Here is a 22,954-nt window from a genome sequence, read left to right as displayed (position 1 = left end):
TTTACAATGGAATATATACAAGGTCTGACTATGGGGCTGGCTTATGTGGCCCCCATCGGCATGCAAAATTTATTTATCATTAATACAGCGCTGGAACGCGATCACAAGCGTTCCGCGCTGACTGCATTTATAGTTATCTTTTTTGATATTACTTTGGCTTTCGCCTGTTTTTTCGGGATTGGCGCTGTAATAGAGCATGTGAAATGGCTGGAGATGGTAATCCTGCTGGCAGGAAGCCTGATCGTAACCTGGATCGGTATCGGCCTGATCCGCTCCAAGTCCTCTTTGGAAACAACTTCCGGTCAGAATATGACTGTGAGAAAGATTATATTTTCCGCCTGTGTGGTCACCTGGTTTAATCCCCAGGCAATCATTGACGGAACCATGATGCTGGGAGCTTTCCGCGTGAGCCAGAACGGCTCCGGATATCCGTTTATTCTGGGCGTGGCTTCGGCTTCCTGCCTTTGGTTTTCAGGTTTAACCCTGTTTGTCACCATGTTCAGCCACAAACTGAACAACCGGGTTCTCAGAGCCGTCAATCTGATCTGCGGATGCGTGATTATCTTTTACGGTTTAAAATTATTCTTTACTTTTGTTCAATCAGTTTTTTAGTCTCATCAATTCCAAGAGGGTATCCATGGTGAAGCAGGCAGCTCTCCTGCCCTCCGGGAACCCTTTTATAAAAGCAGCTGCAGATTCGTTCGGCAATGCAGTCGATATTTTCCATGGACGCATCCGATACCATCGTCAAGAACTGGCAGCTGCTGTACTGCGTATATACGTCCCCTGATCTTAAACATTTCTGGATAATCTCTGACAGAATCTCCATCTGCGCCTCGCGCACTGAAAAATGAGGAAAATTATTTCCTCCGTCCGTGATGGTGAACAGAATAATACATGCGTTTCCTTTTGTTCTTCTCAGCCTGCGTTCCGTAAAACAATAGATGCTTTTAAACACTTCGTAATCCTGGCAAAAAGCGCCCTGAACCTGGTTGCTCTCATGAAGTTCGGCGGAAATCAGCCTCATGTCAATCATCATCCCTGGAATCTGTTCCTTTTCCGGCTTCTTCTCTTCCAGCATCCTGTTCCGTCTCTTCTCACTGATCATCTGCTGGTCTGCTCTGTCAAACATGGAAAGATAGTCGTCGCCTTCCTGGTACACGGTTCCGCAAACGGTTAATGATACGGTTCTCTGAAAGGAGCTGTCCCGGAAACGCCGCTTTATCTGCCTGCACCGTTCCTCGACAAATTCCATATCCTGCTTTACCGGGATAAAAACCACGAATTCGTCTCCGCCGACCCGGCCTATGATATCATTTCTGAAGATCATCTTCTTCAAAGTCAGCGCCAGATCCTTCAGGAACTGATCTCCTACAATATGACCGAACCTGTCATTGATATCTTTAAAATGATCCACATCCAGAAACAGCATGACTCCGTTCTTATTCTTGTTAATCAGTTCATTCACCTTATTCTGCACCGCGCCGCGGTTGTATACACCGGTCAGCCAATCGGTTTCAATCAGCTTATTTAAGCGGCGGTTTTCTTTTTGAAGCTCAATTATGTTCTCATCGATCTCTTGTTCATCTTTTCCCATATCCATTCCCTCCATGCGCCCGCCTTTAATATTATTTTAGCAACAATTTACGAGATATGCAAGAATGAAGCAAAACCAAAGGGAAAAAGGACACGGCGCAATAATTCCACCTGGAAAAACGCCTTCAGAATTTGCATTCTGAAAGGCGTTTTTTCTGCTGTCTATATAGAATATGTCTTAAACGAAAACCTCTTCTTTTCCGGCCAGTCCGCGGCCTTCTGCCGCCATGTCCGCCGTTCCATCCTGCAGGTACACGGATGCACAGAATACCCCATCCGTCTGTTCAAAATGCGCCTCTCCCTGATGACGGGAGGCAATATCGCGCACGGAAACCGTACCGATTCCGGGACCGGCACGTTTGGAGGACCTGGGCATACCCTGTTCAAACACAACCGGAAGCCTGCATGAATTATCCACCAGTATCAGGATTTCCCTTTTTCCCCTGCGGCTTACCTGAAATCTGATAAACCGCCCGTCCCCACTTTCTCTCTGACAGGCCTCCACGGCATTTTCCAGCAGATTTCCTAACAGGACTGTTATCTCTGTGTCAGATATGGGGAAATCATCAATATTATCCACTTTTGCAGTGAATCTGATCTTTCTTTCCCGGGCCAGGGCTGCATAATAGCCAATTACGGCATTCATCACCTCATTACGGCAGTACAGCTCCAGATGGTCAGACGGCAGGCTGTTTTTATAAACATCTATGTATTTCCTAAGCCCGTCCTTATCATCCTTCTCGATATAGGACTGCATAACCATAAGATGATGTCTCAGATCATGGCGCGCCCTTCTGGCCTCATCCATATAGGCGGCAAGGCTGTCATACTGTTTTTTCTGTGTCTTCAAGTTCAGGTCCGTGTATTTAAGCGCCTCCTCAAGCTGAACCTGGTGCCGGGAGATTTCCAATACTTTCATGGCCACATAGGACACGTTGCATGCACCGAACATCATGAAATAGCGTGAAAACATAAACTTCCACGTAACATAGGGATCCACATCCATGGTTGTCGGATACAGCAGGCCGAACAGCGTAAAAAACATGGGGATTTTCCAGAAATAGCTCCATAGTTTCACATCGTCTATCTTCAATGCCTGCTCTAACGTGCGATAATAAAAACCATACATAAAGGGACATGTAATGAGATAGACCAGGATACGGCCCACATCGTAAACAAGATAAGGATACTGACAGCGAAAAGCCGCCTGGTAACAGCTGACAATGAAATTTGCATTGCCAAAAACAAAGAATGTCCAAGCTGTCGTCAGCATATAAGTAAACATCAGTTTTTGGAAGTTTTCCTTAATCAGCAGGAAGGCCAGAAGCATATGGATAGCCATGAAGCCATAACGCATCAGCATCAGCCCCGCAAGCACTGCCCCCCTGAAATGAAGCCAGCAGAACACTGCACTGTTAAGTGCCGTCACAGCCGTCAGAAGCATTAGAGCGCACCGAAACGGCAGTCTCAGCCTGTGGCGGAACAGCCAGTACATAGGAATTTCATAAGGCATAAAATCCAGAACCGGAAATACTAATACCATGATTGCAGCATTCATTACAATCCCCCCATCCTTTCCCTCCGGAATATATAGGCATGATACAGTGATTCGATCTTCTTTCTGTCTCGTTTGGAAAATGGGACCTTCTCCCCATTAACCATCTGAAAATCCAGCTTCCCCATGCACGCCACCCGCTCCATGTTGACAATGCAGCCTTTATAGCAGTTGAGAAACTGGATATAGGGTTCAAGAAGGATGGACAGTTCCCGCATGGCGACGCGGAACCGGAGTATCCCCCTCTTTTCCGTATGAATCTGGAGATAGTGGCCCTCCAGGCTGCACCAGAGGATCTCTCTCAGCAGGATTTTTTTTCCTTCTAAACAGATAAACCTGGCATTGCGTATTTTCTCCAAGCCTGCATTGTCCATGGCTTTTGCAAATTCCAGATAGCTATATGGCTTGACCAGATAGCCGCTGGCCCGCACACCATAGCTGTCTATGGCATAGTCACGGCTGGTGGTGATGAACACCAGCGCGGTCACTTCGTCTTTTTCTCTGATTCTTCTGGCGGTATCCATGCCGGAAAGTCCTGACATGAACTGGTCGATAAAGATAATGTCATAGAATTCAGCCTGAAAGCCAGCCAGGAATTCCTCCCCGCTGGCAAACTGCTCCACAAATGGCATTTCCCCGTCATAATGTTCCCTCAGGTACCGTTCCACGCAGTCTTGTATATCTGCCCTGCACATGGAAAGATCGTCCACTATGGCAATCTTTATGCTAGCTTCCCGCATCCATATCTACCTCCCTGGCCAGAACGGCATATTCATCCGTTTCTCCCACATAGTGCAGAAATAACCGGCAGCCTGCTGCTTCTGCCTCTGTCAACAGCTTCTCCGGATCATCTACTCCGTCCTCTATCATATGCTCCATGGCCGGTCTGTGGCGCGGTTCCCTGAGACACTTTACAGGCAGTCGTTCCGCGGTAGAAACCACTGCCCCCTGGTCCCACGGGTGAAAGGCGCTGTACCACAGGCCTGAATATGTGATTCTCTGCTCCTCCCTATCTGCATACAATACGTCCAAAATCAGTTTCTGTCCGTCACAATACACCTTACGGACGCTTACATTGCCAAAGACAAGGAATACGCCGCTGTTGCCACAGTATAATCCGCTCATTCCTTCACCTCTTTCAGATACATCTAAAAACTGCCGTCCAACTGTTCTTATATTCTTAAAATATCATTTTTTCGTACACCCTGGTATATACTAAAAGTATAGTCTTTTCAGAAAAAAAGGGAGCGGTGCCAGCCGCTCCCTCTGCAATGCTTATTTGAAATATTTTCTTATGTCACTCCTTTTCTCTAGCTCCAGCTTGTCGAGTACACCGGCAACCAGCTGCTTCACACGCGAGACCGTAACATTCAATTCACCGGCGATCTGTTCATTGGTATAAAATCTGGCCATCAGCCGGGCCGTCTCCAGCTCACGGCTGCTTAATGGCCTCGGAAGGCCGGCCAGCCTTTCCTCGTCCAGTTCTCCCCTTCCCTCTGATCGTAGCGCCCTGGCAATCTCCAGATAGTTGTGGATACGGACTAAAAGCACCTGGCTGCTCACCGGCTTTCTCAAAAAGTCCAGGGCTCCGCTGTCTATTCCCTTTGTTTCGTATTCTTCCTGATGAAGCCCCGTCAGGTAAACCACCGGAATTCTCTTTGTCTGCGGATCATCTTTAAGGCATTTCATCACTTCATATCCATCCATTCCAGGCATTTCTATATCCAAAAGGATTAAGTCAGGACAGCTGCCCTGGCCCAGCAGCCGCAGGGCGGCCTTCCCTGATTTGGCTACACTGACTGCATAATGTCCGTTCAGGTATTCGGATACACATTTCAAAAAAGACGGGTCGTCATCTATCACCAGAATTCTTTTCTCTTCCTCCATCAGTTCATGCCCCCTTCCCATGTATCTGTTTCAGATAATCTTCCAACAGCGGTTCTGCCTCCTCAAATTCAATATCCTCCACCAACGAGGAAATAACCTGCAGCTGCTTTCGCAGTTTTTCATCCTGCTCCGTCTCCAGCAGGGCGGCTATCTCTGACTTGGCCTGAATCCAACTACACATCCTGACCGCTTCCAACGCCCGCCGGCCGTACTGGATGGCCGTCAGCTTTTCTTGTTCTGATTTTTCCTGGTAGGGAAACATTTCCCTAAGCGTTTCCAAAAGCCTGCCAGTCCCTTCGTATGCCCGGTTCCATTCCAGAAAGAACAGAGCCATAGAGCTTTCTATGTATTCCCGGTCTTCCCACCGCTGCTCCATTCTGGCAGATATATGGTACAATTCTCCTGCCCCCAGGCCCTGAGCATTCGATTTCATGGAATGGGCAATATAAGACAGGCCTTTTAAATTCCCGGACGAAATCAGTTCCTTAGCCCGCCGTACCCCCCTGTCAAAGCCGTCCCGGAAATAATATGCCCGCATACCTAAGTGCCGGATATCACCTCCTGAAAAAGCAAGGCCTTTTTCCAAGTCAATATCATACCCTAAAAGCTGCTGCCTGATCTGCTTCACTGCGTCCTCGTCCATGGTACAGGGAGAGATGCTGTCTGTCCGTGTAACCAGCTCCTGAGGCAGACAGGAGAGGATGGCCGCTTCCAGCCTGGACCCGCTTACAGGCTTGGAAAGATAGGCGCAGAAGCCTTCCCGCAACAGCCTTTCTCTTGTCTCAGCCACCGCATCCGCAGTCAGGGCAATGACCGCCGTATTCCCGGTCAGATTCCGCCTTTCCATCTCCCGCATGGTCTCAAGCCCGTCCATTCCCGGCATCATGTAGTCCATAAGGATGACGTGATAATGTTTTTTCTCTGCCATACAGATGGCTTCCGGACCGCTTTTGGCCCTGTCAATCTGCAGCATGGTAGGCTCCAGGAGGGCGCACTCCAGTCTCCGGTTGGATTCGTCATCATCCACCAGCAGCACTCTGCCCTCCGGCGCCAGAAAACTGCCGCCTTCCCCCTCTTCTTCCCGCTTCAGCCAGCCGGATACAGGGCCGATGGGATGGGGCTCACAAATCCGCTGGGGTAGTTCCAGGCAAAAGGTACTCCCCTTTCCCGGTTCACTGTCAACCAATATCCTTCCTCCCATCTGTCCGGCAAGTTCTTTTGCAATCACCAGGCCCAGGCCGGAGCCTTCCGTATACCGTCCTCCAGGCTGCCTGCCGCGTTCAAATGCTTCAAACAGGCGCTTCTTATCCTCCTCAAGAATTCCGATCCCCGTATCACTGACCGCAATCCGCAGCATCACCGAATCGCCGCCCACGGCATCCCCAGCAGAAATCCGTCCAACGGTCAGCGTAACCCCTCCTTTTTCCGTATATTTTACGGCATTGCTCAAAAAATTCCCCACAATCTGCCGGATATGGCGGGCGCTGCCGTACAGGGAAGCCGGAAGGGATTCCTCCACCGCGTAATCAAATTCCAGGCTCCGGTTCCCCGCCTGCATCTGACCGGAAAATATCAGGTCGGAAAGCAGAGGAACCAGATCATAGGGCCGCTCCTCCACCTGGAATTTACCGGCTTCAATCTTTGAAAGGTCCAGGATATTGCTGATAATTTCCAAAAGCCATCTTCCGGAACTGCTGATATCTCTGGAATACTCTTTCACCTCTTCGGTTGTGCAGCTTCTGTATATCATGGTGTTCATGCCCAGGATTGCGTTGAGGGGGGTGCGGATTTCATGGCTTATGTTGGCCAGAAATGCGCTCTTGGCCCTGCTGGCCGCGTCGGCGTCCAAACGGGCCTGTTCCAGCTCTACTCCCTGGATGTGATACAGCCGCAGCAGCCGCTGTACGGACATTCCCACTATACTGGCCACCACAAGAAATCCAATGAGCGCATCCATGAAAAAGTCGTATTCGCTGGGAGGATGGCTGATAATTTCCGGCCTAAAATATGCGGTCAGGTAACAGCCGGTATAGACAATTACCTCCACCCCAACGAACAGCGCCACCTTTTTCCCCTCCAGCAAAAGCACTGTGAATACAACCGAAAATACAAAAAAGCAAGGCATCCCGCTGTAATACCCGCGTCCAAAAAAGAAGATGGCCGGTACCATAAGCAGGAAGATAAATATCACTATCACCATGGAGCAGATTTCATACCGTCCGCTTTTTTTGGCATAGTATGCCACCCCAAGACAGAAAATACCGGCCACAGCGTTCATTACCGCGTTGACGGGATTTCCCCGGCCCATCAGGGGGAACAGGGTCATAAGAATACAGACTGCGATTTCCTCCAGTATCAGCTGATTGAAAATTAGGATTCGGTAATCCCTCTCATCACGGAACAAGGCGCGCATCAACCTTTTCATAAACCTTTTAGTGGTAGACTTCATTTTCATAATCTTTCCTGTCGGGCTCCTTATTGTTTGTTTTTATATCTTACTGAAGACTATTTTACAGAAAAATCGCCCTTCTGGCAATGCAAAATACAGCCAAAACATACATTATACAGCCACCCTCTTGTAAAACCAGGAATTTCCTTTTATCTTGAAATCAGCAACAAACGTCACACAGAAAACAGGAAATCACCCCCTGCCAAACGACCATGTTCATCAAAATGGCGCCGCATGGTCCGGACAGCCTGCCAAAGATTACGGCATGGGAATGGGGGATTTTATAAAAGGTGGAAACTGCGGTTCCATGGCCGGGAGCTGCGGATTCCAGAAAATTATATTATTTTAGGATGGAGGGAACAAAATGTATCAAGGTAAAATTCATATTCATATACAAAACAGCGATATATCTCATCCTGTATTCGTGGGGACAAAGCAGCATGTGGAGGACCTTCTCAAACGTAATCCCGACTTGGCCGACAAGCTGTATTTCACCATCGGCAGCAGCGATTATGACGAAGTGGACCGCTGGTCCCAGGAAGATTTTGACGAATATTACAGTTGTATGAAAACAGCTGATATCATGGTGGGGTTCAGCTTTCCGACAGAAAACCTGCGCCAGTATGCCCCCTGCCTGCGCTGGATCCACTTCATCAGTTCCGGAGTAGATCATCTGGCCCCATTTACCTGGGTACCTGATGATATCAAACTTATCAATAACCGTGGTGTCCATCTGCCAAAATCAGGCGAGTCCTTCGCCATGTTCCTGGCAATGCTCAATGCCCACATCCCAAGTCTGGTAACCTCACAGCGCCGCCATAAATGGGATAAGGATTTCACCTCTGTCATTAAAGGCAAGACCCTGTGCATCATCGGAGTAGGACACCAGGGCGGAGAGATGGCCCGAAAGGCCAAAGAACTGGGGTTGAACGTCATCGGTATCGACCCTTATATCAAGGAACACCCATATTGCGAAATGGTGGTGGACAACAGCCGCATGGAGGAAGTTCTGGGCAAGGCTGATTTCCTGGCCATTGCTGCCCCTCTGACCGATGAGACCCGCGGCATTGTAAGCGGGGAAGTCCTGGGTTGGCTGCCTCCTCACGCAGGAGTTATCAATGTTTCCCGTGGTCCGCTCTTAGACGAGGAAGCCCTCAGCAGGAAGCTGTATGCAGGAGAACTGTCCGGCGCCATTCTGGATGTATTCCAGCAGGAACCGCTGCCTGAGAATTCTCCGCTATGGGATACGCCCAACCTTATCATGACACCTCACGTATCCTCGGATGATTTAGTTTACTATATGCCGCTGACCCTGGATCTGGTCATCCATAACTTGCGCAATGAGATGGAAGGCAAGCCATTCATCAACGTTGTAAACGCCAATAAAGCGTTCTAAAAGAACAGGGAGGGAATCAATGGTACAGAATAAATTCAAGGTCATGATCCTTACGGCAGAGGACAGCATGAAGGTTTTCAGAATGGACCAGGAACGGCTTGACGCCGCGCTGAAACGCCATCCCGACATTGCTGATATTGCCGAATTTTCCTTTACCCGCACCACCACCAGCTATGAGAACACACCAAGCTGGAACGAAGCGGACCATCAGCTTTTTTATCATGACGTTGCGGATAAAGATATTATACTGGGATATATGTTTCCTTTAGACCGCTTTGCAGAACATGCCCCGGATGTCCGATACATCCATATTATAGGCGCAGGCGTGGAACATCTTACCCCTCTTGACTGGCTTCCAAAAGGCTCCCAGCTGACCAATAACCGCGGGGCTCACGCTCCCAAGTCAGCCGAATATGCCATGATGTGCATGCTGATGCTGGGCAACCATATGCCCCGGCTGTACACAGCCCAAAGGGAATCCCGCTGGGACGGACATTTCCTTACCATCATCGAAGGCAATACGGCTGTGGTCGTAGGGGCCGGAAAACAGGGCTCCGCCATTGCCAAGGCCGCCAAAAAACTGGGTATCCGCGTCATTGGAGTGGACCCCAATGTACGCGAAAAAGAAGGCTTCGAAAAAATCGTGCCTCCTTCTGAAATGTGCAGTGTTCTGGGCGAAGCGGACTATGTTTTCCTCACCCTGCCCGCCTCCCCGGAGAACCTACATATGTTCGGCGCCCGCCAATTCGCCGCCATGAAGCCGGAAGCCGGTTTTGTGAACCTGTGCCGGGGCAGTGTCCTTGAAACAGAGGCCCTCATCCACGCACTGAAATCCAATCAGATTTCCGGAGCCATTCTGGATGTGTTCGAACAGGAACCTCTGCCGCAGGATTCACCTTTGTGGACCACTCCCAACCTGGTCATGACCCCTCATATGGGTTGTGATGACGAGGACAATTACATCCACAGGACCTTTGACATATTCTTTGACAATCTCAGAAGACTTTATAAGGGAGAAGCCCTTGAAAATGTAGTTGACCCGGTAAAAGGATATTAATAGAAGACCATGCAATATTAGCCTAACTGAAAAGAAAAGGAGAATCAAATGCAGAATAACACACAAAATGACATGAAACGAACCGTCGGTGTACTGCAGGGCTTATCCATCGTTATCGGCATGATTATCGGTTCCGGTATCTTCCTGAAACCGACTGCTGTCCTGCGGGATGCAGGAAGTCCTAAAATGGCTATCCTCCTGTGGGTTGTAGGTGGTATCATATCATTATGCGCAGCTCTTTCCGTTGCGGAAATCGGTTCCAATATGCCCCGCGCCGGCGGCCTTTATAATTATCTGGAAGAGCTTTACGGGGAAAAATGGGGATTTACCCTAGGCTGGGTACAGTCCATCATCTCCTATCCCGCCGAGCTTGCCGCCCAATCCATTGCAATCGCTATCTATGCAACTTATTTTGTTCCCATGACAGCGGGAACTCAGCGGATGTTAGCCCTTGGAATGCTGTTCATGCTCCTGGTGCTTAACATCCTTTCAACCAAGTATGGCGGAGCCATACAGGTGGCATCCACCTTTGGTAAGCTGGTGCCTTTCGTCGCCATCATCTGTATGGGCCTTTTCAAAGGACACATACCAGGCGCAGCCGGTATGAGCGGAGAGCTTATCGGCGAATCTCTGGCGCCAGGCGCAGCACTTTTAGGAACCTTGTGGGCTTATGACGGCTGGCTGGGCGTTACCAATATGGCCGGAGAGATGAAGGATCCTAAGAAGAATCTGCCCCGTTCCATTTTCCTGGGCGTTATGTCTGTTATCGTGGTTTACGTGCTGTTTAATCTGGTTATCCTGCGCACCCTGCCTGCAGACGCAATCCTGACCTCTGAAACACCGGCGGCAGATGCGGCAGAAGTTCTGTTTGGACCTGGCGGCGCGGCATTCCTCACAGGCGGCATCCTGATTTCCATTTTCGGCTCTCTGAACGGACATATGATGACCGGCGCCCGTGTGCCGCAGTCCATGGCCGCAAGAGGACAACTGCCCTGCAGCCGTCTGATTGGCAAGGTAAACCCTAAATTTGGCACACCTACCAACGCATTAATTGCCCAGTCACTGATTGCTGTATTCTATATTATGTCAGGCACTTTCCATACGCTATCCAACCTTGCTACCTTCGTGCTTTGGATTTTCTTCACCGCCGGTATTGTAGGCGTGTTCCTTCTGCGCAAGCGGGGACTTTCGGACGAAAAGGGATACCGCATCCCCCTGTATCCTATCACTCCTGTACTGGGCGCTTTAGGAAGTTCCTATATCCTGTTAAGCACCTTGTTCGGCAATCCGTCCCAGTCCATTTTCGCTATCGTTGTCGCACTCTTGGGACTGCCCCTCTTCTCAATACTCAAGAAGAGAAACAGCGCAAATAATGGTCAGTAAAGCAGAGATCAAAATTAATATTAGAACTATTATCCTCTATAAATACAAAGAAGCCGTGGTATAGATTATACCGCAGCTTCTTTGTATTCTTTATTCCAAAATTCTGTCTGCAGCCTCTAATATTCCAGCTGCATTCAGCCCAAATTGCTTCTGCAAATCAACACGTTTTCCTGAGCATCCAAAAGTATCCTTTACTCCAACTCTAAAAAGCTTCGCCAGGTTTGTTTCCGCCAAAATTTCTGCCACTGCACTTCCTAAGCCGCCGATGATATTGTGGTCCTCGGCCGTTATGATTCTGCCGGTCTTTTCAGCATAAGTACAAACTAATTCCCTGTCAATGGGCTTCACGCTTGCCATGTCGATGACCGCAGCCGATATCCCTCTGCTTTCTAACTCTTTTGCCGCCTCCACCGCTTCATAAACCAGATCGCCGATCGCGATAATTGTTACATCTTTGCCGTCCTTAATCACATTGCCGCGCCCAATCTCCAGTTTGGCATTCTCCTGTGTATAAACGTTTGGTGACGATGCCCGGCCAAACCGCAGATACACCGGTCCGTCCATCTCCATAGCCGCCTTTACAGCCCGGAACACGGTGTACTGGTCACAAGGCACCAGCACGGTCATCCCCGGAATCGTGCGCATCAGGGAGATATCCTCAATGCACTGATGGGAAGCGCCATCCTCTCCGATCAGCACGCCTCCATGGGTGGCTCCGATCTTCACATTCAGCCTCGGATAGGCGATGGAATTGCGGATCTGCTCATAGGATCTTCCCGCAGCAAACATGGCAAATGTGCTTGCAAACACGCACTCCCCTGTGGCAGCAAATCCCGCTGCCGTGGTCATCATATCTCCTTCGCTGATCCCCATATTGAAGAACCGCTCCGGATACTTTTTGGCAAAACGCGCGGTTTGGGTGGCCTTGGAAAGGTCCGCATCCAATACCACGAATTCCCGTTCCTCACCCAGCAGAGCAAGCGCTTCCCCATAAGCTTCTCTTGTCGATAAATATTCCATCTGTCAAACCTCCGTCAATTCCTGAACCGCCTGTTCATACTGTGCGTCATTGGGTGCCGCTCCATGCCAGCCGGCCTGATTTTCCATGAAGGAAACGCCTTTGCCCTTGACCGTATTGCAGATAATCACCGTTGGCCGCCCTTTTACCGTTTTTGCCTGCAAAATGGATGCACGAAGCGCCTGCACATCGTGTCCATCCACGTCCAGAACCTCCCAGCCGAAGGAACGGAACTTTTCATCCAGCGGTTCCACATTCATAACGGACGATACCTCACCGTCTATCTGAAGGCGGTTATGATCCACAAACAGAATCAGGTTGTCCAGTTTATAATGAGCCGACGTCATCGCCGCTTCCCATATCTGGCCTTCCTGCAGTTCCCCGTCCCCACAGATGCAGTATACCGTGTAATCTTTTCCATGATACTGTCCTGCCAAGGCCATACCATTGGCTGCGGACAGTCCCTGTCCTAACGAGCCGGATGACATATCCACGCCCTTCGTTTTTCGGATAGAAGGATGCCCCTGCAGATGGCTTCCCACCTGCCTTAACGTCATCATATCCTCCTTTGGGAAATAGCCCCGAAGCGCCAGTGCCGCATAGGCGGCCGGAGCCGCATGCCCTTTTGATAAAACAAGGCGGTCCCGGTCCGGATCATCCGGATGTTCCGGGTCTATATTCATCTGGTCGAAATACAATACCGAGAGTATCTCCGCGATAGATAACGAACCTCCTGTGTGCCCGCTGCCTGCCGCATGAATCCCTTTTAGCGCCAGCAGACGGATGGCCGCCGCTTTTTTCTTTAATTCTTTCTCCTCATTCATAGCTGTCCTTCCGTCCTTTCAGACTAAATCTTATATTTATTCTTCACATAAGGCTGTCTCAATGCCTTTGGAGTTTCCTTGGAGCTGCTGCTGAAGAACATGGTTACGATACCCGCCACGTACGGCAGTGTCTGGATCAGTTCCGGAGCGATGTTTAAAACATTATTAATCTGAAGCTGCGCCTGCAGAGCGTCGAAAAATCCAAACAGCAGCGCTACTGCCACGATGTATTTCGGGCTCCAGCGCCCCATCTTAACCGCGATAACCGCCAGCATACCTTTGCCGTTGGTCATATCCTCCATGAAAAAGCTGAGCTGGCCGATGGAGAGATAAGCTCCTGCCAGGCCTGCCAGCGCACCGCATAATACAGTCACGCAGAAATGGCGCAGTCTCCAGACGTTGATGCCCGCCGTCTCTGCGGTTCTCGGATCATCTCCCACGGCCACGATATGAGCGCCGAACACGGTCTTCGACATAACAAACCAGCAGACTGCGATAATCACCAGCGTAAGATAAGCTAACGGAGAAAACTGGACCAGCACCTTGCCGATCAGCGGAACATTTTTCAAAAATTCACTGGTCTGAAGGCTGGGTACCGTCGGGCTGATGCCGGTATTAAATATTGCCCGGCAAAAAAATGAAGTCATGCCTACGGCCAGCATATTGAGTCCCAGACCGCTGATGTTCTGGATTCCGCCAAATTCCACGCTGATTAATGAATGGATCCCGGCTACCAGCATGCTGCAGAGAATTGCCGTCAGCACTCCCAGCCAAGGATTCCCAAAAAAGTAGGCGCCTGCCACCGCACCAAAAGCGCTGGAAATCATCATACCTTCCGCACCCAGGTTCATGATGCCCGCGCGCTCGGAGAACATGTTGCCCAGCGCCATCAGCACAATCGGTACGGTGAGCCGGAGTACCGAAATTACCATTGTTGTAATCAAAACCATACTCATAGCCTCATGCCTCCTTCTTCTTCATAATCATTTTTCCGGATAAGTACTTGATAAAATATTCACAGGCAATCAGTGTAACCAGAGTTCCCTGAATTACCGATACAATCTCACTCGGCACGCCCTGGTCGATCTGCATGGTATTGGAACCCACGCGCAGCGCCGCGAAAAGAATGCTTCCCACAAACATGAACAGAGGATTGCCGTTGGATAAAAGAGCAATTGGAATGCCGTCAAATCCATAGCCCGGGGAGAATCCGTCATAAAGGCGGTAATAGGTTCCCTGTACCTCGATGGCCCCCGCCAGTCCTGCTAATGCGCCTCCGATTAAAAGCGCCCAGGTCAGGTATTTCCCGGTATTGATGCCGCTGTAGTTCGCCGCCTCCCGGTTCAGCCCGCATACGCTCATCTCATAACCGCACACGGTCTTATAAAATACAATATAGATAATGAGCACCACAGCCAGAAGGATGAAGATGCTGATATTTAACTTCCCGGGGCTGGTTATCAAGTTCGGCAGATGGGCGGATTCCTGGATTGGCAGGGACGCCGTCGTCATGCTGCTCGGATCATTGATCAGTGATATGATTACAAAGGTCGAGAACAGCTTCGCCAGATTATTCATCATGATGAATACCACCAGCAGGTTTACTCCCCGTTTGATAAACATCCAGGTCGGAATCAGTGAATACAGCATTCCAAACAGGATACCTCCCAAAAGTGCCAGCGGCAGGTGAATGATCATCGGCAGACCTTTTACATAGATGCCCACGATCGCGCTGCCCAGCGCTCCCACAACCAACTGTCCTTCCACGCCGATATTAAAGATACCCACTTTTTTCGCCATCGCCACCGCAAAGGCGGAAAGGCAGATGGGCACTGATTTGCTGATGGTGCTGATTAACCCCCGCGGCGTCCCGAAAGCCCCTTGGATCAGGCTTTTGAACACTGCAAAAGGATTGGCGCCGATTGCAACTAAAAGAATTGATACAAATGCCATGGCAAAGAGAATAATCAGGCACGGGGACAGAAGCGATTTCAAACGTTCTCCGTTTACGGATATTTTTTTATTCATGCCTCCACCTCCTGATTTTCTTTAAAGTTTACCATCAAGCTTCCAATTTCACGTCTGGACGTATGGGCGCTCTCCACAATTCCGGCCACTCGTCCCTCGGTTACCACCATGATCCGGTCCGTAGCCGCTAAAAGCTCATCCAGCTCCAGCGAGGAGAGCATCACTCCCTCTCCTTTTTTACACGCGCGTGCAAAGATATCATAGATCAGTTCCGTGGCTCCGATATCAACTCCGCGGGATGGCTGGTCCGCTATGATGACCCTGGTTGCGCGGCTGCTCTCCCTGGCAACCACCACCTTTTGCTGGTTGCCTCCGGAGAGTTTTCCGGTAAGAATCTTTCTGTCCGCCGGGCGTATATCATAGTCTTTTATCTTCTCTTCTGCGTTCTTTTCCGCCATGCTGCGGTTAAACAGAAATCTGCCCTTCTTATATTCCGGCCTGCGCTGGTAGCCCATGAGGAGATTATCCTCGATATCCATATCCAGCACCAGCCCATGACGGTGACGGTCCTGGGGGATAAAGCCTACCCCCAGCTCCTTCATCTGCCTGGCATTCAGCCGGGTCACATCCTGACCATCTACCAGGATCTGTCCGGCATCCGGCTGCAGGATTCCGGCCGCCAGCTCGGTGATCTCTTTCTGCCCGCTGTTATCGATGCCAGCAATCCCCAGAATCTCACCTTTTTTCAGACGGAAGCTGACATTATTTACTTTATTCTTGTAAGACACGCCGATAAATTCCAGCACAGTGTCTTCAATCGTATGATTTTCCCTGTTTTCTCCTAAATGGACCTCACGTCCTACCATATATTCCGTCACCTTGTCGGCATCGGTCTCTGAGGTATTCACGGTTATCACTTTTTTTCCTGCCCGCAGCACCGTGATACGGTCACTGAAATCCATAATTTCTTTCATCTTATGAGTGATGATGATAATTGTCTTTCCCTGGCTTTTCAGCTGTTTCAGCATCTCACCCAGTTCATCGATTTCCTGTGGCGTGAGCACCGCCGTCGGCTCATCGAGGATAATAATATCCGCTTTCCGGTAGAGCGCCTTGGCAATCTCCACGCGCTGCTGCATTCCCAAAGACACTTCTCTTACCGGCACCGCAGCCGGAAGATAGAAGCCGTATTGTTCGGAAAGCGCCGTTACCTCTTTATTGGCTCTGGCACGGTCAAACAGCCGGTTTTTCTTCGGCTCCGCGCCCAGCACCACATTCTCCGCCACCGTCATTCTGGGGATCAGCATAAAGTGCTGGTGCACCATTCCAATCCCTGCCTCGATGCCTCCGAGAGCGGAGTGGAATTCCTTTTTAATTCCATTGATATAGATTTCACCGCTGGTAGGCTGGTACAAACCATATAGGATGTTCATCAGCGTGGACTTTCCTGCGCCGTTTTCTCCTACCAGGGCATGAATTTCCCCCTTTTTCACAGAAAAATCCACATGATCGTTAGCGCGTACCGCAGGAAACTGCATAGTGATACCCTTCATTTCAACTGCATATTCCATCTCGTTCCCTTTCTATAGCCGGCGGCTATTTGAGAGTTGCTTCAAATTCAGCGTATTCTTCTTCCGTGGACGGAACCTTGATCTCTCCAGCAATTATCTTCTTCCTAATCTCTTCCACCTTATCCTTGATCTCCTGGGGAATCGGTTCGTCTCTTCCGTCAGGAGCGTATTTGATGCCTACGGAGTCTTCTGCCAATCCCAACCCGATCGTACCCGACTTCCATTCTCCGCCCAACGCCATCTTGCAGGCGTCATACATGGCGATATCGGTATTTTTCACCAGAGAAGCGATGATGGAATCCGACATATGGAACTGGCCGGTGGCTCCGCCCATGGTATAGTAACCTTCTCCCATGCTCTTAGCCGCCTCAAAGATACCGGTATTGGCGCCGCCCGCCCATGCCTGCATGATCCGCACGTCTCCGGAGAAAAGCTGTGTAGACAGTTCCTTCGCCTTCGCAGCATCGGTGAAGTTTCCTACAAAGACTGGTGTTGAATTTCCGCCAACATATTTGGCGCCGGCAGCGAAGCCATACTGGGCACGGTCTAAATCCGGGTTACGAACGCCTCCGATAAAGGCTGTTTCCATCTTTCCATTTATCTCCTGATTCATCAGCGCGGCAAAGGCTCCGCTGACAAAACCAGCCTCGGCGATACGGAAACGGATGTTTAAGAGATTGTCTAACCCCTCCCCGCTTGTACCTTCAGAAATCACAAATTTCACATCCGGATAGGATTCCGCCACCTGCGGGACAAATTCTGAAACCTGGGAAGAGTTGCAGATTACCAGGTTAAAGCCTTTATCGCAGTAGGCGCGCACTGTGGAATCAAAGTCCTGAAGCTCCGCCATTTCAAATGCCGAGCACTCCGCGCCTGTCTCCTCACAGTACTTCTGGACTCCGCTCCAGGAAGCATCATTGGCCGCCTGGTCACCTAATTTCCCCCCTGCAATAACGAAGAGGATCTTATCTCCGCCGCCATCCGATACCGCCGGAGCTTTTTCCCCGCCGCCGCAGGCAGCGAGAGCCAGCATACTCACCATTGTAACGATTGCAATTAATTTTTTCATGATCTCTCCTCCGTCATCACATCATTTTCAAATTTATCCAGCAGCTCATCGCGGCTCTGTTTCATATATTCCTGCATCCGTACACGCATCTCTTTTAACAGCGAACGGTATTCCGGCTCTCCTGCCAGATTATTAAGGGCTTGGGGATCTTTCTGATAATCGTACAGTTCTTCCTTTACCCTGTTCAGATAAAACTCGACCCGCCTGGCAATCGCCTCATCTGTCTTTGCGGCTTCCTCCATGGCTTTAAAGCTCAGGCCTGCCATGGTCTCCGTCCGGTATTTATCCTCCTGGCCGTACCAGCCATTGTAGATATAGGCGTATTGTTTATTCTGCACGCATCTCATTGGGAAATAGCGTTCTCTCTTCGTCACATTATTTTTAGCGGTCTTATAAAAAGAGGTATAAATGTCATCATACTGTTCTTTTAAACCTTCCGTCAGCACCGGCAGAAGACTTTTGCCGTCCACGTCTTCCGGGCAGGCAAGTCCGGCCACCTCAAGAATCGTCGGCATATAGTCGATGCTCGCTGCCAGCGCATCTGAGACCGAGCCGGGAGCGATATGGCCGCTCCATTTTACGGTATAAGGGCTTTTGGTGCTGTTTAAATAACAATTTGCCTTTGCAAACGGCATCGACATCCCGTTATCGCTTAAAAACCAGACCATAGTGTCTTCTTCCACTCCTGCTTCCTTTAACGCCCTCATCACCTGGCCGACAGTCTGATCCGCCCGGTAAACCGAATTTAAGTACTGGGCGAACTCCTTGCGGATGTCCGGCAGATCGGGCACAAATTCCGGCACTTTTACATCCGCCTCACAAAACATTTCCTCATAGGCAATATGGCGGCCAAACATCTCTATCTCATCCTCGCTGCCTGCAAAGGGTCTGTGGGGATCGTGGGAATTCACCATGAGGAAGAAAGGCGCATCCTGCTCTTTTGACCGGGAAAGGAATTCGCGCACTTTTTGGTAGTAGCACTCAGGACTCCTGCCAAAATCTCCAGCATCGTCATAGGTGTGCTCATACACATCCCAGCAGAACTGTTCCCGGGGTGAGATATGGTTTTCCTTTCCGATGATGCCGTTAAAATATCCGTCTTCCTTCAATATCTGGGTTAACGTCCTCACGTCCGGGCTGATGTTTTCAAATCCCCTGGCCCCGTTGCAGTGAGGATACTTGCCGGACATTAAAACCGAACGCGACGGCTGGCAAAGTCCGATGGACACATGGCTCTCCCTAAATGTCATACCTTCTGCTTTCAGACGGTCTAAGTTAGGCATCAGCTGCCGTTTCTTTTCCTCTGTCCCCACAAAATCCACTGAATCGTAATTCATATCATCTAATGTCAGCAGTAAAAAATTGGTTTTCACAATTCTCCTCCTTTAAAAAGACTTAAATACCGTCTTATCTGTTCCATAGTTTTCCAGCCGTTCCATCTGACCGTCCCCGTCCACCGGATATTTTCTTCCGTCGTATTTCTCCACCGTATAGCGTTCAAACCAGCCTGTCAGCTTCTGATACAGCATCTCTTTTACTTTTTGGTACTCCGGATTTTTAATCTCATTGACCCTCTCATCCGGGTCCTTTTTAAGATCATAGAGTTCATGAGGCCCAAATGGAGTCCGGTAGATCAGCTTGTACTCCTTTGTTCTCACCATGCGGGTGGGACCATATTCGTCGTAAACCACCACATCCTCACGGATCTCCTCCTTGCTTCCGTCGATGACCGGAAGGATGCTGGTTCCCGGGAGTTCCTTCATGTATTCACTGATTTCTTCTTCGGAAATCCCCGCCAGTTCCAGAATCGTTGGGAACAGATCGTAATGGCTGATTAACGTCCTGCAGTCTCCCGTCCTGCCGGTAAAGCGTTTTCCATAAACGATGCAGGGTACTTTCACGGAAGTCTCATACATATTGATCGGGAAGGTACCGTTGCCTTTGCCCCAGATGCCGTGATGTCCCATGTTCATGCCGTTGTCAGCGGTGAAGATGATGATGGTATTATCAAGCTTCCCATCCTGTTCAAGCCGCTCTACAATCCGTCCGACGCCCCGGTCCATGCCGGTAATACATGCATAATATACCTGGCGGAACTCTCTTAACTGCTCCGGACTTTTCGGTCTGGTGCGCTTTGCCACCTGAGTGGGATTGTCCGGTTCATCGGGATAAGAGGAAAACTCACATTCTTCATAAAGCTTTAAAAGTTCTTCCGGCTGATCCTCCCGCATCCATGGATCGTGAGGCGCGTTGTAATTGACACTCAGGAAAAACGGCTGTTCACTGTCCGTCTCAGAGATAAAGCGCAGGGCCTCGTCTGTGATCAGATCCGTCACATACCCCTCCTTGATCACCGGTTTTCCATCCTTAAAGAACGTTCCCAACCGGTAATTGGTGCCTCCTTTGATAATCGGCTCCCAGAAATCAAAGCCTTTATGGGGATATCTGGCGGAACCCAGATGCCATTTGCCTGAAAGGCCGCAGCTGTATCCATTATCCTTTAAAATCTCCGCAAAGGTCTTCTGTCCTTCCAGGAAATCAATATCTCCGCGTTCAAAATTCATATACCTCTGATAGGTGGCTGTCTTTTCAAAGGTGATTTCCTCGTCCTCGGGAATCTCCTCCCTGTTTTGGCTCTGATCTGCCAGATAAATCCACGATTTTTTATGATTTATCTTTAAGTCCCGGCATTCCTTTTTATCGATGGCTCCGCCGCCCAGCCAATCCAGGACTCCGTGCTGGGAAGGCATCTTTCCCGTCATAATAGACGCCCTCGCCGGGGAGCAAACCGGGCTGGTGCAATAGCAGTTGTCAAATTTGATCCCCTCGGCAGCCAGCCGGTCTAAATTCGGCGAGATCACTTCCTTGTTCCCATAAGATCCCAGGCTCCAATAGCCCTGGTCATCGGTCAGAATCAATACAATATTTGGTTTTTGCATTCCTTCCACTCTCCTTTTATCTCCGGCATCTATGCCTCATTACTCGCTCTGCGAAACCGCACCGTGGCATCATAAAGGCTCTCTTCCTGACCGAAGATGGCAAACATTCCTGCAACAGCCACATCCACGCCCGCCGCTTTCAGCTTCCGGATATTTTCCCATCCGACGCCTCCGTCCACCTCAATCAAAAAGTTTAAATGTTCCCGTTCCCGCATTTTCTTTAACTCTTCTACCTTGGGAAGCATCTCCTCCATAAAGGTCTGTCCGGCAAATCCCGGCTTCACGCACATTACCAGCACGTACTCCACATCTTTTAAGTAAGGCTGGATGCTGTCCGCACTGTCTTCCGGAGAAAGAACAAGGCCGGCTTTCATATTGTGTTTATGTACCTTATCAATAAAATACTCCACATTGTCCTTCAGCACATCGCTGTGGGCACAGACATATTCCACACCGCAGTCCGACAGCCGTTTCACATAGTCCATAGGATTGCTCACCATCAGATGAACATCCATAGGAGTTCTTGTGACACTCTTCACCGCCCGGATAAATTCAAAATTCAGGCAGATATTGGGCACATAATGTCCGTCCATAATATCCATATGATAGAAATCCGCTCCGGCACGGTCCATCACCTCAATATCGTTCTGCAGCTGTAAATAATTGGCACATGCCAATGTCGGTGAAATCATAACACTCTCCCCTTTTAATCACACATTCTGACGGCACGGTACAGCGCCTCTAAAAACCGCTCTCTGTCCACCGTTTCCGCCAAATATAAATTCCGTTCCTCCATGGTCTTCCCATAATAATCCGCCTTATCAATCAAGGTAAATCCTGTTGTCAGCTCTCCTTTGCACTCCACATCACAGTAATATTTCTCCACTGTGAAAAACTCCGGGAAGGCCGCATAGGCTACTACCGCCGGATCGTGCAGTACACGTTTTTTATTCTGGGCCGACTTAGCGATGCGGGCGGCCGTGATCTCCTCTTCGCCTTTTTTATCAATCACCTCATCCGACTGAATATTCTCCACTCCATAGCTGGAAAGTACCTTCGACACCAATTCTCCGGCCCGGTTGCCAAAGGTTCCGATGTATTCATTCTCCTCCGGTGTGATATAGGCCTTTCTGGTCGTCTCTAAGGGACAGGCACAGACATCCACGCCGCTGTTTAAGAGATAGCGGAATGCTTCCGGGTCCACCAGCACATTGAAGGTTGCCAGCGGAGTCGGGTTGCCGTCATGCCAGGAGGTTCCCATAAACAGGATTTGATCCACCTGTTTTTTTATCTCGGGGTACTTCATAAATAGAATCGCCAGATTGGTAACCGGCCCGGTGGCAATCAGAGTCACCTTTTCCTCACTCTCTTTTAACACACGGTACATAAAATCCCAGGCTGTTTCTTCTACCAATGCCTCTCTGCTGTCCTGCTCAAATGTATATCCCCGCAGTCCGCTGACCCCGTGGACTCCGCTGGCCTTTAACGGCTCCCGTTCTATGGGTTTTTCCGCTCCCTTTGCCACCGGGATCTCTCCTGCACCGATCAGCTTTAATACATTCAGGGTGTTTCTTGTAGTGTTCTCGATTCCCACATTCCCTGCCACCGTAGTCACTCCCAGAATGTCCAGCCGGTCCCGCAGGCCCCAGGCCAGCACGAGCGCTACTGCATCGTCAATACCGGTATCACAGTCAATCATCACTTTTTTTCGGTTCATCTCTATTCCTCCTGATCTTCTCTTTTATCACTATCTTTCCTGTTCCAGCTCCATCATCATGCCAACTCTCTTTTCATGAATACCGCCCTCAAATTCCGCCTCCAGAAAGCTGTCCACAATCATCTTCGCCATCTCGCTCCCCACCACTCTGGCGCCAAAAGCGATGATGTTGGCGTTGTTGTGCTGCCTGGCCAGCTTTGCTGAGTAGGGCTCGCTGCATACCGCCGCGCGGATACCCTTCACCTTATTGGCAGCCAGGGAAATTCCGATTCCTGTTCCGCAGATTAATATGCCGAAATCGTTGTCACCTTTTTTAACCGATTCAGCCACCAGCTTTGCATAGATCGGATAATCGCAGGCCTCTGGGGAATTTGTACCATAATCCGTTATTATATGGCCTTTTTCCTGCAAATACCCTTTAATATCCCGCTTCATTTCCAAAGCAGCGTGATCATTGCCCATCGCTATTTTCATGATTTTTCCTCCTGAAATCGTTGTCACTAAATTCAGTATAGGACTATTGCT

At 49.7% G+C, this 22,954-nt stretch carries 22 protein-coding genes; 5 read left to right on the top strand and 17 right to left on the bottom strand.

Annotated elements, in window-relative coordinates; genetic code table 11:
- Positions 1-6 precede the first annotated feature (6 nt).
- Positions 7-612 carry a LysE family transporter gene (locus C0033_RS17035; protein ID WP_103229093.1) on the top strand — a complete coding sequence of 202 codons (606 nt, stop codon included), beginning with the start codon at positions 7-9 and terminating at the stop codon, positions 610-612.
- Here C0033_RS17035 and C0033_RS17030 read toward each other — a convergent pair.
- The 6 genes from C0033_RS17030 to C0033_RS17005 all read right to left on the bottom strand — a co-directional run bounded on the left by C0033_RS17030 (position 587) and on the right by C0033_RS17005 (position 7,463).
- On the bottom strand, positions 587-1,597 hold the full coding sequence (locus tag C0033_RS17030) for a GGDEF domain-containing protein (RefSeq protein WP_180994784.1): 1,011 nt from the start codon (positions 1,595-1,597) through the stop codon (positions 587-589). The genes C0033_RS17035 and C0033_RS17030 overlap by 26 nt on opposite strands.
- A 177-nt stretch (positions 1,598-1,774) precedes the next feature.
- Complete coding sequence (locus tag C0033_RS17025) at positions 1,775-3,139, bottom strand: ATP-binding protein (RefSeq protein WP_242984532.1); 1,365 nt, start codon at positions 3,137-3,139, stop codon at positions 1,775-1,777.
- A gap of 14 nt (positions 3,140-3,153) precedes the next feature.
- Positions 3,154-3,891, bottom strand: coding sequence for a LytTR family DNA-binding domain-containing protein (locus C0033_RS17020; RefSeq protein WP_347501164.1), 738 nt, complete (start codon positions 3,889-3,891; stop codon positions 3,154-3,156).
- Positions 3,878-4,276: a hypothetical protein gene (locus tag C0033_RS17015; protein WP_103229090.1), complete on the bottom strand. Its 399-nt coding sequence runs from the start codon at positions 4,274-4,276 to the stop codon at positions 3,878-3,880. The genes C0033_RS17020 and C0033_RS17015 overlap by 14 nt, the downstream gene beginning before the upstream one ends.
- 150 nt (positions 4,277-4,426) lie before the next feature.
- Entirely contained in the window at positions 4,427-5,038 is a 612-nt protein-coding gene (locus C0033_RS17010; RefSeq protein WP_180994783.1) for a response regulator, read from the bottom strand.
- Between the two features lie 4 nt (positions 5,039-5,042).
- A complete protein-coding gene (locus C0033_RS17005; RefSeq protein ID WP_180994782.1) occupies positions 5,043-7,463 on the bottom strand; it encodes an ATP-binding protein in 2,421 nt (806 codons plus the stop codon).
- 178 nt (positions 7,464-7,641) lie between these two features.
- Here C0033_RS17005 and C0033_RS17000 point away from each other — a divergent pair, with 178 nt between their 5' ends.
- Genes C0033_RS17000 through C0033_RS16985 form a run of 4 tightly spaced genes read left to right on the top strand, consistent with a single transcriptional unit; the run spans position 7,642 to position 11,323 of the window.
- On the top strand, positions 7,642-7,836 hold the full coding sequence (locus C0033_RS17000) for a hypothetical protein (protein ID WP_103229087.1): 195 nt from the start codon (positions 7,642-7,644) through the stop codon (positions 7,834-7,836).
- Between the two features lie 15 nt (positions 7,837-7,851).
- Positions 7,852-8,883: a D-2-hydroxyacid dehydrogenase gene (locus C0033_RS16995; RefSeq protein ID WP_103229086.1), complete on the top strand. Its 1,032-nt coding sequence runs from the start codon at positions 7,852-7,854 to the stop codon at positions 8,881-8,883.
- A gap of 19 nt (positions 8,884-8,902) precedes the next feature.
- Entirely contained in the window at positions 8,903-9,940 is a 1,038-nt protein-coding gene (locus C0033_RS16990) for a D-2-hydroxyacid dehydrogenase (RefSeq protein ID WP_103229085.1), read from the top strand.
- Positions 9,941-9,988: 48 nt separating this feature from the next.
- Complete coding sequence (locus C0033_RS16985; protein ID WP_103229084.1) at positions 9,989-11,323, top strand: amino acid permease; 1,335 nt, start codon at positions 9,989-9,991, stop codon at positions 11,321-11,323.
- Positions 11,324-11,413: 90 nt separating this feature from the next.
- Here C0033_RS16985 and C0033_RS16980 read toward each other — a convergent pair whose 3' ends face one another.
- From C0033_RS16980 to rpiB, 11 genes are read right to left on the bottom strand one after another with little or no spacing between them, the layout of a single operon-like run.
- Complete coding sequence (locus C0033_RS16980; RefSeq protein WP_103229083.1) at positions 11,414-12,343, bottom strand: transketolase family protein; 930 nt, start codon at positions 12,341-12,343, stop codon at positions 11,414-11,416.
- Positions 12,344-12,346: 3 nt separating this feature from the next.
- On the bottom strand, positions 12,347-13,165 hold the full coding sequence (locus C0033_RS16975; protein WP_103229082.1) for a transketolase: 819 nt from the start codon (positions 13,163-13,165) through the stop codon (positions 12,347-12,349).
- A 23-nt stretch (positions 13,166-13,188) separates the two neighbouring features.
- A complete protein-coding gene (locus C0033_RS16970) occupies positions 13,189-14,121 on the bottom strand; it encodes an ABC transporter permease (protein WP_103229081.1) in 933 nt (310 codons plus the stop codon).
- Positions 14,122-14,125: 4 nt separating this feature from the next.
- Positions 14,126-15,193 carry an ABC transporter permease gene (locus C0033_RS16965; RefSeq protein ID WP_103229080.1) on the bottom strand — a complete coding sequence of 356 codons (1,068 nt, stop codon included), beginning with the start codon at positions 15,191-15,193 and terminating at the stop codon, positions 14,126-14,128.
- Entirely contained in the window at positions 15,190-16,686 is a 1,497-nt protein-coding gene (locus C0033_RS16960; RefSeq protein WP_242984531.1) for an ABC transporter ATP-binding protein, read from the bottom strand. Before C0033_RS16960 ends, C0033_RS16965 begins: the two co-directional genes overlap by 4 nt.
- A gap of 43 nt (positions 16,687-16,729) precedes the next feature.
- Positions 16,730-17,773, bottom strand: a complete 1,044-nt coding sequence (locus tag C0033_RS16955) for a BMP family ABC transporter substrate-binding protein (protein WP_103229078.1) — start codon at positions 17,771-17,773, stop codon at positions 16,730-16,732.
- Complete coding sequence (locus C0033_RS16950; protein ID WP_103229077.1) at positions 17,770-19,146, bottom strand: sulfatase; 1,377 nt, start codon at positions 19,144-19,146, stop codon at positions 17,770-17,772. The genes C0033_RS16955 and C0033_RS16950 overlap by 4 nt, the downstream gene beginning before the upstream one ends.
- 12 nt (positions 19,147-19,158) lie before the next feature.
- Positions 19,159-20,712, bottom strand: a complete 1,554-nt coding sequence (locus C0033_RS16945) for a sulfatase-like hydrolase/transferase (protein ID WP_103229076.1) — start codon at positions 20,710-20,712, stop codon at positions 19,159-19,161.
- Between the two features lie 29 nt (positions 20,713-20,741).
- Positions 20,742-21,404 (bottom strand): ribulose-phosphate 3-epimerase, encoded by a 663-nt coding sequence (locus C0033_RS16940; protein WP_103229075.1) that lies wholly within the window; start codon positions 21,402-21,404, stop codon positions 20,742-20,744.
- Between the two features lie 14 nt (positions 21,405-21,418).
- Positions 21,419-22,429 carry a nucleoside hydrolase gene (locus tag C0033_RS16935; protein ID WP_103229074.1) on the bottom strand — a complete coding sequence of 337 codons (1,011 nt, stop codon included), beginning with the start codon at positions 22,427-22,429 and terminating at the stop codon, positions 21,419-21,421.
- A gap of 30 nt (positions 22,430-22,459) precedes the next feature.
- Positions 22,460-22,903, bottom strand: a complete 444-nt coding sequence (rpiB, locus tag C0033_RS16930) for a ribose 5-phosphate isomerase B (protein WP_103229073.1) — start codon at positions 22,901-22,903, stop codon at positions 22,460-22,462.
- Positions 22,904-22,954 lie beyond the last annotated feature (51 nt).

This window comes from Clostridium sp. chh4-2 (assembly GCF_002899675.1).
Taxonomy (GTDB): Bacteria; Bacillota; Clostridia; order Lachnospirales; family Lachnospiraceae; genus CHH4-2.
Note: the sequence above shows the minus strand (reverse complement) of the source record. Positions and strands in the feature narration are given on the sequence as shown.